Consider the following 13222-nt stretch of genomic DNA (forward strand, 5'->3'; position numbering starts at 1 on the left):
GCGCCCTATGCGTTGTCGGTGTTTCCGGTTTGGAGGGCAGGGCGGCGCATCCCGCGAGATTTACGACGGCGAGTTGTGGGAATATCGGTGCCGGTCAGCCTGAATGGCTCGGTCGGTCCTCAATAATGCGGCGGGGGTGGCTCCGGGGCGCCGGTTCCGGTGCGGGCGCCGGCTTCCTCGACCTGCTCCACCAGCTTGGTGAGGTGGCGCGTCAGGGCATCGATCTGGCGCCATTGCGCGGTGATCGTCGTGTTGAGGTCGTCGAGGACCACGTCCTGCTCGGTCAGCCGCATCTCCAGGGCATCGATGCGGGCGGACAGCGTGTCGTGATCGGTCATGGCTGGTCCCGCCTCATCGCAGCGTTTCGGGGGCATGGTCCGGCCGCTCGACCAGGCCGGGCCCCAGGGCGATGCGGTGGTCGAAGACGAAGCAGTCGCCGCGCCAGCGGCTCTCCGCCTCGGGGATCGTCTCGAGATAGCGCAGGATGCCGCCCTCGAGATGGTGGACCGCGGCGAACCCCTTGGTGCGCATGTAGGCCCCGGCCTTCTCGCAGCGGATGCCGCCGGTGCAGAACATCGCCACCGCCGGATGTTCGGCGGGGTCGAGGGCGTCGACATAGGCCCGGAAATCCGAGAACCGGGACAAGAGCGGGTCGGTAGCGCCCTCGAACGTGCCGAGATTGACCTCGAAGGCGTTGCGGGTGTCGAGGAGGAGCAGGCCCGGCGTATCGAGGAGCGCGTTCCACGCTTTGGGCGGCACGGGAATCCCCGCCTCGCCCGCATCGGTGGCGCCGTCGTCGAAGGTCACGATCTCCCGCTTCACCCGCACCTTGAGGTGGCCGAACGGCGCTGCGTCCGCGCTCGAGAGCTTCACGTCGAGATTGTCCAAGCGCCCGCCGAAGAGCGGGCCGTCCCGCATCTCCGCCAGGAGCGTGGCCATGCCGGCCTCGCTGCCCGCGATGGTGCCGTTGATTCCCTCCCGCGCGAGCAGGAGCGTGCCGAGGATGCCGAGCGCGGTGCAGCGCTGCTCCAACGCGTCGCGCAGGTCGGCGGCGTCGGGCAGGGAGACGAAGCGGTAGAGGGCGGCAACGGTGTAGGGCATCGGCGGCAGGGTCTATCAGGCGTGGCCGTCAGGGGGAACCGCTGGGCGCAGCACCCTCGATCCGGCGCAGGATGAAGGTGGTGCCGACCTCCGGCTCGCGCCGCCAGTGGTTCTCCCCCGCCGGCACCAGCCCCACCACATGGCCGCGCCTTGCCACCAGGGTGAGCCGGCCGGGAGCCGCCAGCCACGCGGCCGGATCGAAGGTCGTCAGCCCGCTGTCGCGGCAGCCGTCGAGGACGCGGACCGGGGCGGTCCCACCGCCCTCCGCCGGTTTCAGTTCGAGGCGGCAAACGTCCTGCTCTCGGTAGCGGTCGAGGGCGTAGATGCCGACGGTCGGCCGCTCGCCGGCACCCGCCGTGCCGGTCCCCGTCGCCCCGCCGTTCTGCGCCCCGGTATTCTGTCCACCCGCGCCAGTCGGATCGTCCCGCTCGAGCTTGAACCCGGCGCCGCCATCCGGTGCCGGCGCGGGAGGCGGCGCCATCGCCACGATCTGGAGCGGGACGAGGCTGTAGACCTCGCCCCCCTCGGTCCGGGCCATCAGGCTGCGCCGGTCGTCCCGGGCCTTGAAGATCAGGACCGGCCGGACGTTCTTGTCCACGAGGCGGACGACGCCGTCCACGAACAGCCAGGCGGCGACCTCGTTCAGGATCGGCAGGGCACGGCGGCACCCGGCGGGAAACGACAGGCGCCGCCCGCTCTCGAAACTCTGCGACGCGAGGGTCATGACGCAGCGCCGCGTACTGCCGTCCCGCGACAGGTCCCAGGTGCCGGGAACCCCCTCGATGGTCGGCGGCAGGGTCTCCACGAAGCCGGGGGGAGGGCTCGCCGCGGCGGGCGTTTCGGAGAGGCCTGGGGCGGGGGGCTCCGAAGGTATCGCGGCCGGAGGCGCCTGGGGGGCGCCCTGCGCCATCCCTTGAGAACCCTCTTGGGGCACCCCTTGGGCCTTCGCCGGAAAGGCCATGGCCGCCGCCGTGAACAGGCCGGCGAGAAGGCCGGCGCGGCAGAGCGCGGGGCGGATCATCGGGCCGCTCCGGTGGCGCGCCCGTTCGCCGGCGTTTCCGGCACCGGCGTCAGGGGCCCCTTGCCGGAGAACCAGGAGAGCAGGTTGTCGACCACGAGCCGGCCCATGACCTCGCGGGTGTGGACGGAGCCGGAGCCCACATGCGGCAGCAGGACGACCCGTTCCAGGCCGAGGAAGGCCTCCGGCACATGGGGCTCGGCGGCGAACACATCGAGCCCCGCCCCGTGGATCGTGCCCGATCGCAGGGCCTCGATCAGCGCCGGCTCGTCGATGAGGCTGCCACGGGCGACGTTGACGACGATCCCGTCGGGACCGAGGGCGTCGAGGATCTCGGCATTCACGATCCCGTTCGTCTCCGGGCCGCCGGGCGCCACGATCATGAGGACGTCCACCGCCCGCGCCATCTCCAGCAGGGTCGGGTGGAAGGTGTAGGCCACGTCGTCCTTCCGGCGGCGGCCGTGATAGGAGAGGGTCACGCCGAAACCTTCGAGGCGGTGCGCGATGGCCCGCCCGATCCGGCCGAGGCCGAGGATGCCCACATGCCGGCCGCGCAGGGTGGCGGTGAGCGGGTAGGTCCGCGTCGGCCAGTGTCCGGCGCGCAGGTAGCGGTCCGCCTGCGGGATCTCGCGGATCGTCGCGAGCAGCAGGCCGAGGGCGAGGTCGGCCACCTCGTCGGAGAGCACGTCGGGCGTGTTGGTCACGACGATGCCCCGCTCCGCCGCGGCCGCGACGTCGATCGTGTCGTAGCCGACGCCGAAACTCGCCACGATCTCGAGCCGGGGCAATGTCTCGATGAGGGTGCGGTCGACGGGGGCCTGCGCCCCGGTGGCCATGGCGCGGATGCGCGGTCCGATCTCGCGATAGAACGCGTCGAGGTCCGGGGCGGTATCGGCGCGGTGGAGGGTGAAGGCGGCGGCCAGCGCGTCCATGACGCTCGGCTGCATCGGCTTCAGGAGCAACAGGTCGGCAGGCTGCATGTCGCGCTCGTCATCCGTCCCCGGAACCGGCCATGAAGAGGAATGGCCATGAGGGCATACGGCTGTAATCCCCCGTCCGGGCAGGGTCCAGCCTCGCGAATGGCCCTGGGCCGGCCAAGCTCGCCATGCGGCGCGCGAGTGGCCCTCATGCCTCGGATGCACCGTGTGCGCCGGCCTACTTCCATGCGGGCCTTTCGAACACTACTAAAGAGGGCGAGAGTCACAGGCCTGCCCGTGATCCCATCAACGACGAAAACCGAAACAGCCACGCCATGACTGCCCCGCGCACCCTCTACGACAAGATCTGGGACGACCACGTGGTCGATGTCGAGCCGGACGGCACCAGCCTCCTCTACATCGACCGTCACCTCGTCCACGAGGTGACGAGCCCACAGGCCTTCGAGGGGCTGCGCGTGGCCGGACGGCGCGTCCGCCACCCGGAGAAGACCCTGGCCGTGGTGGACCACAACGTCCAGACCTCGGACCGCCGCTTCGGCATCGAGGATCCGGAGAGCCGCCTCCAGCTGGAGACGCTGGCCGAGAACGTGCGCGACTTCGGCATCGAGTTCTACGACGCCCTCGACCGCCGCCAGGGCATCGTCCACGTGATCGGCCCGGAGCAGGGCTTCACCCTGCCGGGCCAGACCATCGTCTGCGGCGACAGCCACACCTCGACCCATGGCGCCTTCGGGGCACTGGCCCATGGCATCGGCACCTCTGAGGTCGAGCACGTGCTCGCCACCCAGACGCTGCTGCAGCGCAAGGCCAAGAACATGCGCGTCACCGTGGACGGCATCCTGCCGCCCGGCGTCACCGCCAAGGACATCATCCTCGCCATCATCGGCGAGATCGGCACCGCCGGCGGCACCGGCTACGTCATCGAATATGCCGGCGAGGCGATCCGCGCCCTCTCGATGGAGGGGCGCATGACGATCTGCAACATGTCGATCGAGGGCGGCGCCCGCGCCGGCATGGTCGCGCCCGACGCCATCACCTACGCCTACGTCAAGGATCGTCCCAAATCCCCCAAGGGCGAGACGTTCGAGCGGGCCCGCGCCTACTGGGACAGCCTCGCCACCGACGAGGGCGCCTTCTTCGACCGCGAGGTCCGCCTCGACGCCGCGAGCCTGCCGCCCCTGGTGAGCTGGGGCACCAGCCCCGAGGACGTGGTCTCGATCTCCGGCCTCGTGCCCGACCCGGCCGCCATCGCCGACGAGAACAAGCGCCAGTCCAAGGCGAAAGCCCTCGACTATATGGGCCTCACGCCGGGCACGAAGATCACCGACATCACCCTCGACCGGGTCTTCATCGGCTCCTGCACCAACGGGCGCATCGAGGATCTGCGCGCGGTGGCCAAGATGGTGGAGGGCCGCAAGGTCCACCCTTCGGTCTCGGCCATGGTGGTGCCGGGCTCCGGCGTGGTGAAGGCGCAGGCGGAAGCGGAAGGAATCGACCGTATCCTCAAGGAGGCCGGGTTCGATTGGCGCGAGCCGGGCTGCTCCATGTGCCTCGGCATGAATGCCGACCGCCTGAGCCCCAACGAGCGCTGTGCCTCGACTTCCAACCGCAACTTCGAGGGTCGCCAGGGCCATCGCGGGCGCACGCACCTCGTCTCCCCGGCCATGGCCGCCGCCGCCGCCGTGGCCGGCCGTTTCGTCGACATCCGCGAGTGGCGCGGCGAGGCCTGAGCGCCGAGCTCGGGCGGATTCCGCAAAACGGGCCGGAATCGCGATTGACGCGGCCGGCCCGTCCGCCTAAACGAACCTCCGCGTCGGCAAACATCTGCCGACCGGCCCAGGTGGCGGAATTGGTAGACGCGCTGGTTTCAGGTACCAGTCTTGCAAGAGGTGAAGGTTCGAGTCCTTTCCTGGGCACCATCAGTTGGCTAAGCCGCTGATCCGCAAAAAGTATTTGATCTTGAAGGGTTTACTCTGCATCTGATTGTTCAACAGATGCGTTCAACATTCTCCTTCGGATGCCGCGCCCGATGAGGCGCCAAGGCATCACGACCCACCAACGTATCCCGACTGACGTGCTCGACAGAGTGCGTAGCCTGAAGTTGCCTATCCCCATCGGTACGCGTTCATCACAAAGGTGATCTCAGCGAAGGATGTTGACGTTCGCGTCACGCTGCGCACTCGCCAACCGCAGGAAGCCGAGGTTCGGCAGGGGATAGCGGTCGCCTACCTTGATGCGGTCTGGAGATCTGTGCGTGAAGGCCCCAAGAGGCTCACCCACAAGGAGCTCTGGCGCTCGCTGGCGAAGTCTACCGCGCGCTCGCTGACACCCTTGATGATGATCCCGGTACAGCGGAGCAATGGCTTCTGCTTGAGGCAGAAAACCTTAAGGCAGAGGCTGGGCTGTTCGGTCGTGCCGCCCTCATGATCCTGTCGGCCTCTGGTTGCCGCTGGATGAAAGACTGGGGTCACGTCATGCGCTCTGCGATCTCCAAGCTGGACATCGTGAGGGTGCCTGCGGTGGCGGAAAGCATCCTCCGAAGAGTTCGCCTGAAGCGCAAGCGCATGACCTAATCGAAGTTCTGGCAACTACTCTACGGTCAGAGGGGACAATGGATGCAGCACCCACCTTCGACCAACTCGGGCCAAGTTCCCTTCCACACGGACGCTCCTTCCAGCACTATGTGCTTCAAGCGCGGCAAGATAATCCTCTGGAGCCACACGGGTAGAGACAGAAATGTCGCCCCTATCTGGCGACTCCCACCTGATTACCACTTCGCGTGGGCTCACGTTGTGTAGAAGATCGGCTGGATTTTCTCTAGACGCGAGCCTGACGATGAGACCAGAAACGACAACTGGCGTCTCGGTTTCTTCCTGACGTTCCCTCAATATTGCCGAAGCCTCTTTTATCATCCGTATGTTGTTTGGTCTGAGCGTGAAGTTCCAGAGGTCTAGGCCATCTTCAGGCAGTGTCCATTCCGATGAAAGCTCGAAGCCAAAGCTAAGGCTCTCTGCGTCGATCTCTTCGTACATTCCCACGACTTGATCGCACATGTCGGCGCTCCACCCGCCTTGAAAGGATGCCTGCAGCGAGCGGGTACTTTCGGCGGCTTCAGCCTGACGCACCGAGCGAAAACCCGTCGCGATCCTTCGGACGACTGCCCTTTCAAACGGTGCCGGGTGTTGCTCCTCTGATAGAAGCTGACCGTCAGGTGGAGGTCCAACAGGTGCCTCTACGACGAACCCGAAGCTGCCCTCAAAAGTGTGGGCGAACCGGCACCGATCTACGAAGTCTTCGCACTCTGAGGTGATGCTTTGGACTATCCTATGCGGCCTGACCTCGGTAGCTGCAGCCGTGAGAAGCAGGCGACGCATCCTCCGTATGAATGCTTCTGCGGCTCTGAGATTGATGCTCTCACCACGCCAGACGGACGAGTCGGGTAAGCGAGTGCGAATAACGTCTGAGCCGATCCTGCGTACAGCGGCAAACACATCTTCAACAGAAATCCCGTCAAGATCGGAGATGGTGCGTAGGGCAAAAAGGATGCGCTTGGCCGTGTCCTCTCTGGTTGAAGCATCCGGCAGAACAATGGAAACCTCCGGGAAGCCATTCTCTGCATAGACAAAGATTATCAATCCCTCATGCTCAGTCGCTCTCTGCCGCCACCCACGCGAACGAAGGTAGCGGCGAAGATAAGGGAGTATGGCTGGGCTCGGCACGAAACTAGTCATCGCACAGCCTCCACTCTTCTTTCGGAGAGAAGGGTCAACAGGCTTCCGACAGATAGTATGTTCGAGCGAGGAATGTGTATTGTGACCGTTCTCGTGTTCAGAGTCGGTGCGCCGGTCGGCTTAAACCAATAGCAGCCGTGTCGTAACAGAGTCTCTCTTTCTGTCGTATGAAACCAGTACATCTCACTCTTCGGCAGACAGAGAAGCAGGAGAACGAAAGGAACGGCAGCAGGAGACCGTGTGACAAAATCGTTGAAGGTCGCGGCTTCCAAGTCGTACGTTACGTGTGTTTCGCTCCCACGCCACCGGGTGCTAGATTTTAGTTGGAAGTCTAAAGCCTCGCCCGACTCAACGCGGCGTCCATCCTGACGAATAACTACGGGGCGGAACGTACCGTCCACGCCGTAGTCATGCGCCCGTGAGTCTACAAGGTTCACTCCTGCCATGCCGGCGAGAGCATGGACATATGCTACTGAGAGACTTTCCTGCGCATGCTGGATGGTCTTCATCGCCCACTCTGATTTGGTTTGGAGTGGTGCGGGATCACTGAGGCTTCTTATCGAGTTTGGTGGCGGCAAAATGCCAAGTCGGCCAAGCTACCAGATATCTCGGCTAAGGTTGAGTCGCCTGCTACAGGTTGCGAACACAGCTTCCCCCATTGCTGCGGCTTGACACCGTGACGGCCTCGTTGCTCAATGGCGGTGTTCAACACTCGGTCGGCGTGCGAGGGAAAACCTCAACAAAATCAATGGTCTTTTGCGCCATGGCCACAGTCCTTTCTTGGGCACCAAGCAAAAACTAATTGGCTGATGTTGACTTAGTTTTTGGCCCCGCTTTCTGCACTTCGTCTTGGTGCGAGATAAACCGAGCTAGCGGGCTCATCGGGCATCACCCGCGATCCGGTGCCCTCGGCACACAAGTCGCAGGGCAGCTTTCCCGCCCCTTCGCCGGGACACAGGCCCTCGCGCGGCGGGCCGATGCGGACGGCTCACGCACGGATCCCGGTGGCTTGACGCTCCGAACCTCCGCCGGCCAAGCTCTCGGGAATTGCGAGCAGGCGTCGGGGCAAGCCCCGCCGACGCCGATGTCCCACTCTCGAGAGACCCTTCCAGAATGCGTCTTCCCCGTTTCCGCCGCGCCACCGGCCGGCTGCTCGCCCTCCTCGGCCTTGCCGTCTCCTTGCTCGTCTCGGCCCCGCTCCTGCCGGCCCGTGCCGCCGAGGCGGTCTTTCCGCCTGCCGGCGGGATCGGTCTGGTGCCGCCCGCCGGGATGACGCCCGCCAAGAGCTTCGCCGGTTTCGAGCATCCCTCCGGCGCGTCGATCGTCATCGTCGCAATGCCGGCCGAGGCGTATGGGCAGCTCGCCGAAAAATTCACCCCCGATTCCCTGCGCGCGACGGGCTTTGCCGCCGTGGGAGCGGCCGAGCCACTGTCGGTCGCCGGCGGCGAGGGCCGTGTCCTGCGTGGCAGCCAGTCGGCCAGGGGGATCGCCTATACCAAGTGGGTCGCGGTGGTGCGCGGCGGGGACGGCACCGGCCTCGTCACCGTGCAGGTTCCGGAAGCGGCCCGTGGACAGGTGCCGGACAAGGCGGTGGAGGCTGCCCTCGGCACCATCGCGTTCCGCTCCCCCGGCAATGTCGCCGACCAGATCGCGGCCTTGCCTTACGCGGTGGGGGATCTGGCGGGGTTCCGTCCGGTCCGCACGCTAATGGGAAATACCCTCCTGCTCACCGATGGCCCCAAGGACGTCGATCCCGAAGGTACCCAGACCCTCGTCATCGTGGCGCCCTCCCTGGGGAAGGCGCCGGTCGCGACCGGCCAGCAGAGCGCTTTCGCCCGCAAGGCGCTGGGCACCATCCGTGAAGTTCAGAACATCGCGGTCACCGACGAGAGCCGCACCACCGAGGGCGGCGCAGTCCTCATCCGCCTGCGCGCCACCGGCAAGGACGTGCGGACCGGCCGAAAGGTCGGCGTGAGCCAGACGATCCGCTTCGAGGGCAAGAGCTACCTGCGGGTCATCGGTCTCGCCGGCGCGGACCAGCCGGACGCCCTCGCACGGGCCGAGCGCGTCGCCGCCTCGGTGGTTCCGCGCTGAGCAGGCGGGACGGCGTCGGCCTCTGCCCGCTTCGCCCGGATCGTCCCGCCCGAGGCCGGTGCTTCCCTCGTCGCGCAGGCAAGGATGCTCGCCGACCGGTTCGGCCGACGGCTCCGTCCGATGGGCGCTCACGGGACGCATGCCGCAGCTGGTGGCGTGACGTCAGCATAGGCCGGACGGCACGCCGGGGCGCAGGGGCGGCGGACCTGGGACGATGAGGCATCGCCACTGCAGACAAGGCGGCTTACCGACACGTCTTGCAATTATAAATGATAACTGTAATTTATTGGCCGAAGCGGTCCCCCGAGGGGGCATCGTGGGAGAGCGTCATGGGCACGACTGACATCAAGACGGCCATCGTCACCGGAGCGGCGTCCGGCATCGGGCTGGCGACGGCCAAGGCCCTGAAAGCGGCGGGCTACCGGGTCTACGGCACGAGCCGCAGACCGGCTCAGGGGCGGGACGGGGCCGTCACGATGCTGGCCTGCGACGTGACCGACGACGCCTCCGTCGACGCCCTGGTGACGACGGTCCACGGCGAGACCGGACGGATCGATCTGCTCGTCAACAATGCCGGTTTCGGCATCAGCGGCGCGGCGGAGGAATCCACCGCGGACCAGGCGCAGGCCCTCTTCGACGTCAACCTGTTCGGACTCATCCGCACGACCCGGGCGGTCCTCCCGCTGATGCGGGCGCAGGCGGGCGGCCGCATCGTCAACATCAGTTCCATCCTGGGGCTCATCCCGGCGCCCTACATGGCGGTCTATTCGGCCAGCAAGCACGCGGTGGAAGGCTATTCGGAATCCCTGGATCACGAGGTCCGCGGCCAGGGGATCCGGGTCGTCCTCGTCGAGCCCGCCTATACGCGCACGGCCTTCGACGCGAACCTGGTCTCCCCCGATGCGCCATTGAGCCTCTACGATTCCGATCGCGCGGACAGGGAGCGTTTCACGCGTGACGTCCTGGCTACGGCCGACGCGCCCGAGATCGTCGCCAAGGTCGTGGTGAAAGCCGCCACCGCGGCGGCCCCCCATCTGCGCTACACCGCCGGATCGATGGCGCGGCAGGCCAGCCTCCTGCGCCGCTTCGTGCCGGCCAAGCAGTTCGACAAGAGCTACCGCAAGCAGATGCGCCTTCCCCCGGTCTCCTGAACCTCCGTGCTCCGGACCCTCAGGCGTGGATAAGGGCGCGCTCCACCCGGCTCTACGAGCGTCTGATCGGATGTCTCAGCGGATGCCCATGCCAAAGCCGCTCCTCCCAGTAGACCACCTCATCCTGAGGTGCCCTTCGCCGCGGCGAAGGGGCTCGAAGGAGGTTTTCAGAGCCCGCTGCGATATCCGGAGCCCTCCTTCGAGGCCGCTGAGCGGTACCTCAGGGTGAGGCAAGTCCTTGGAAAAGCAACTTAAACAAGATCTCAGGGCCGACCGGGATTGACCATCGGGTCGGCCTGAAGCCGTGCCGCGGCCAGATCGATGAAGGCGCGCACCTTCGCCGGCGCGCGCCGGCCCTCCAGGCTCACGATATGGACCGGGACCGGCACCGCGTCCGGATCGTCGAGGACCAGCCTGAGCCGGCCCTCGGCCACCGAGGGCGCCACCTGATAGGACAGCAGAGGTGCGATCCCCTGGCCCGCGAGGGCGGCCGCCAGGACGGCATCGATGGTGTTGCAGATCAACCGTGATTGCGTGGCGCCACGCGTCGGCCCATCGGCCGGGGAATGGCGCTCGAAGGGCAGTCGCGTTCCCATCAAACCGATGGTCGCGTGGCGGTGCAAATCCCCCATCGATTGCGGTGTCCCGTACCGGTCGAGATAGTCCGGCGCGGCGCAGAGAACCCTGCGGACCGTGCCGACCCGGACCGCGACGAGCCCGGAATCGGCGAGATGGCCGATACGGATTCCCACATCGGCGCCCTCCTCGATCAGGTTGACCACCCGGTCGAGGAACAGCGCGCGCACGCTCACGGCCGGGTAGAGCGCAAGAAAATCCGTGACGGCAGGCAATACATAAAGCCGACCGAACTGCACCGGAGCGGTAATCGTCAAGGTTCCGGAAGGTGTCGCATACGCGCCGGCCGCGAGTGCTTCCGCCTCTTCCATGTCCGCGAGGATGCGGCGGCAATCCTCCAGATAGCGTCCGCCCGCCTCGGTGAGCATCAGCGAGCGCGTGGTCCGGGTCAGCAGACGGGCTCCGATCCGGTTCTCCAGGGCGGCCACCGCACGGGTCACGGCGGGCGGGCTCATGTTCAACTGTCGCGCCGCAGCGGCGAACCCCCCGCTCTCCGCCACCCGGACGAAGACCCGCATCGCCTGCCACCGATCCATGCCGGCCTCCTCCGTACCCGCGGATTGTTCCATCCAGCGGAATAGTCGATTGCGGAGAATGCCGGTTCACGCGTTCCAGGCAAGGGTCTCTCATGTGCCCGTGGCCGGCGCTCTCGCCCGGCCGTCGCGGAGATCCGTCATGAAGCTGTTTCACATGGCCCTGTCCGGGCATGCGCACCGGGCGCGTCTGTTCCTGTCGCTGGTGGGCGCGGATTGCGAGATCGTCGAGGTCGATCTCGCCGCCGGCGCGCACAGGACGCCGGAGTTCCTCGCCCTGAACCCCTTCGGCCAGGTGCCGGTGCTGGTGGACGGCGACGTGGTGGTTCCGGATTCGAACGCCATCCTGGTCTACGTGGCCAAGACGCTCGGGCGCACGGATTGGCTGCCGGAGGACGCTTCCGGCGCGGCGCGGGTGCAGCGCTGGCTCTCGGTGGCGGCCGGACCCATCGCCTTCGGACCCGCCGCCGCCCGCCTGATCACCGTGTTCGGCGCTTCCTTCGACGCCGGCGAGGTGATCGCCCGCGCCCATCAGATCCTCGGCCGCATCGATGCGGAACTCGGCGGTCGCGCCTGGATCGCCGCCGACCACCCGACCATCGCGGACGTGGCCCTCTACAGCTACGTCTCGGCAGCACCCGAGGGGAATGTCGACCTCGTGCCCTATGCCGAGATCCGGGCCTGGCTCGGCCGCATCGAGGCGCTGCCCGGCTTCGTGGCCTTTCCGACCACGGCGGCCGGCCTGCGCGCGGCCTGAGACGAAACCCTGCCACGGGAGAACCCCCATGTCGTCATCCGACCAGCACCCCGCCTCGCCCTGGCACCGGGGCGAGATCGCGATCCAGGACCATGCCGGCGTCGCCGCGCGCATGGCCGAGATCGGTCCCCGCGTCATCCGCGACCGGATGATCGAACAGCATCGCGAGTTCTTCAGCCACCTGCCCTTCGTGGTGCTCGGGGTGGTCGACCCGGAGGGCGATGTCTGGGCGACGCTCCGGGCGGGCGAACCGGGGTTCCTCCATGCGCCGGATCCCTTCCGTCTCCGGGTCCGGGCAGCCGCCGACCCCGGCGATCCCGCCGAGGCGGGCCTCACGGAGGGAGCGGCGGTGGGCCTGCTCGGGATCGATCTGGCCACGCGGCGGCGGAACCGCCTGAACGGGATCATCCGGCGTGAGGGAAGCGACGGTTTCGAGATCCGGGTGCAGCAGAGCTTCGGCAATTGCCCGCAATACATCCGCGTCCGGCAGGGCGCGGAGCGGTGGCTGAATCCCGGCGCGGCGGCCCCGGAGACCGGCCAGGGCCTCGACGAGCGAGCCCGCGCGCTGATCGTCGGGGCCGATACGGTCTTCGTCGCCACCTATGCGGACGGGGAGGCGGGGGACCGGCAGGTCGACGTCTCGCATCGCGGCGGCGCGCAAGGCTTCGTGCGGATCGGCGAGGACGACGTGCTCACCGTCCCGGATTATTCCGGCAACCGGTTCTTCAACACGCTGGGAAACATCCGCGCCAATCCCCGCGCCGGGCTCCTCGTCATCGATTTCACCACCGGCGACCTGCTGCAGATGACCGGTCGGGCGGAACTGCTCCTCGATTCCCCCGAGATCGCGCACTTCCCGGGCGCCGAGCGGCTCTGGCGCTTCGCACCCCGGACCTTCGTCCGGCACGCAGGCACCGTGCCGCCCCGGTGACGAGGAGTCCCGGCGCCCGCGCGGGGCTCCCTTCAGCGGCGGCGGGCCTGGCTCGCGCGGAGCACCTTGCGGGCCCGGGCCTCGTGGATCGCGGCGACCTTCATCAGGAGGTGGCGGACGACATCCGAAGGCGCGCTCGCGGCACAGTCCCGCAGGGCGATCGCCGCGCGCACATGCATCAACGCCCGACCCAGCATCCGATCCCGCTCTCCGCTCTATCCTCTTCCGGTCTAGCGGCGCGGTGCTTAAGGCATCATCAAGCCGGATGCGTAAAGGCCGCTCCGGCGCCGGGGAGGCCGTGCGGGGACCGCCGATCCGCTGCGAGAGTTGAC

12 protein-coding genes and 1 tRNA gene are annotated in these 13222 nt (G+C 67.2%); 6 read left to right on the forward strand and 7 right to left on the reverse strand.

The features are described 5' to 3' along the window. Nucleotides 1-119 precede the first annotated feature (119 nt). From K368_RS0107165 to K368_RS0107180, 4 genes are read right to left on the reverse strand one after another with little or no spacing between them, the layout of a single operon-like run. Nucleotides 120-338, reverse strand: a complete 219-nt coding sequence (locus K368_RS0107165; protein ID WP_027171785.1) for a SlyX family protein — start codon at nucleotides 336-338, stop codon at nucleotides 120-122. Nucleotides 339-351: 13 nt separating this feature from the next. Continuing rightward, entirely contained in the window at nucleotides 352-1101 is a 750-nt protein-coding gene (locus K368_RS0107170) for a hypothetical protein (RefSeq protein ID WP_036266051.1), read from the reverse strand. Nucleotides 1102-1129: 28 nt separating this feature from the next. Continuing rightward, complete coding sequence (locus K368_RS0107175; RefSeq protein ID WP_027171787.1) at nucleotides 1130-2122, reverse strand: AprI/Inh family metalloprotease inhibitor; 993 nt, start codon at nucleotides 2120-2122, stop codon at nucleotides 1130-1132. Beyond that, the gene (locus K368_RS0107180; protein WP_027171788.1) at nucleotides 2119-3099 is read right to left on the reverse strand and encodes a 2-hydroxyacid dehydrogenase; all 981 of its coding nucleotides are present in this window, start codon (nucleotides 3097-3099) and stop codon (nucleotides 2119-2121) included. Before K368_RS0107180 ends, K368_RS0107175 begins: the two co-directional genes overlap by 4 nt. 272 nt (nucleotides 3100-3371) lie before the next feature. Between K368_RS0107180 and leuC the strand changes: the two genes are divergently transcribed. Further along, nucleotides 3372-4787: a 3-isopropylmalate dehydratase large subunit gene (gene leuC, locus K368_RS0107185; protein WP_027171789.1), complete on the forward strand. Its 1416-nt coding sequence runs from the start codon at nucleotides 3372-3374 to the stop codon at nucleotides 4785-4787. 104 nt (nucleotides 4788-4891) lie between these two features. Then, nucleotides 4892-4976: transfer RNA gene (locus K368_RS0107190), tRNA-Leu, on the forward strand. Between the two features lie 669 nt (nucleotides 4977-5645). Here K368_RS0107190 and K368_RS26550 read toward each other — a convergent pair. Continuing rightward, complete coding sequence (locus tag K368_RS26550) at nucleotides 5646-6692, reverse strand: hypothetical protein (protein ID WP_155935051.1); 1047 nt, start codon at nucleotides 6690-6692, stop codon at nucleotides 5646-5648. A gap of 1209 nt (nucleotides 6693-7901) precedes the next feature. Here K368_RS26550 and K368_RS0107200 point away from each other — a divergent pair. Both K368_RS0107200 and K368_RS0107205 read left to right on the forward strand, forming a co-directional pair. Beyond that, nucleotides 7902-8882, forward strand: a complete 981-nt coding sequence (locus K368_RS0107200) for a hypothetical protein (protein WP_027171790.1) — start codon at nucleotides 7902-7904, stop codon at nucleotides 8880-8882. Between the two features lie 329 nt (nucleotides 8883-9211). Next, entirely contained in the window at nucleotides 9212-10033 is an 822-nt protein-coding gene (locus K368_RS0107205) for an oxidoreductase (protein WP_027171791.1), read from the forward strand. A 263-nt stretch (nucleotides 10034-10296) separates the two neighbouring features. Here the strand turns inward: K368_RS0107205 and K368_RS0107210 are convergent, their stop codons facing one another. Continuing rightward, nucleotides 10297-11205: a LysR family transcriptional regulator gene (locus tag K368_RS0107210; RefSeq protein ID WP_027171792.1), complete on the reverse strand. Its 909-nt coding sequence runs from the start codon at nucleotides 11203-11205 to the stop codon at nucleotides 10297-10299. Between the two features lie 139 nt (nucleotides 11206-11344). Here K368_RS0107210 and K368_RS0107215 point away from each other — a divergent pair, with 139 nt between their 5' ends. Next, nucleotides 11345-11959, forward strand: a complete 615-nt coding sequence (locus K368_RS0107215; RefSeq protein ID WP_027171793.1) for a glutathione S-transferase — start codon at nucleotides 11345-11347, stop codon at nucleotides 11957-11959. A 28-nt stretch (nucleotides 11960-11987) separates the two neighbouring features. Continuing rightward, nucleotides 11988-12890: a pyridoxamine 5'-phosphate oxidase family protein gene (locus tag K368_RS24185; RefSeq protein WP_036266053.1), complete on the forward strand. Its 903-nt coding sequence runs from the start codon at nucleotides 11988-11990 to the stop codon at nucleotides 12888-12890. Between the two features lie 32 nt (nucleotides 12891-12922). Here the strand turns inward: K368_RS24185 and K368_RS27025 are convergent, their stop codons facing one another. After that, entirely contained in the window at nucleotides 12923-13087 is a 165-nt protein-coding gene (locus K368_RS27025; RefSeq protein WP_197030993.1) for a hypothetical protein, read from the reverse strand. Between the last annotated feature and the right edge of the window lie 135 nt (nucleotides 13088-13222).

It is taken from the genome of Methylobacterium sp. 10 (genome assembly GCF_000519085.1).
GTDB lineage: Bacteria > Pseudomonadota > Alphaproteobacteria > Rhizobiales > Beijerinckiaceae > Methylobacterium.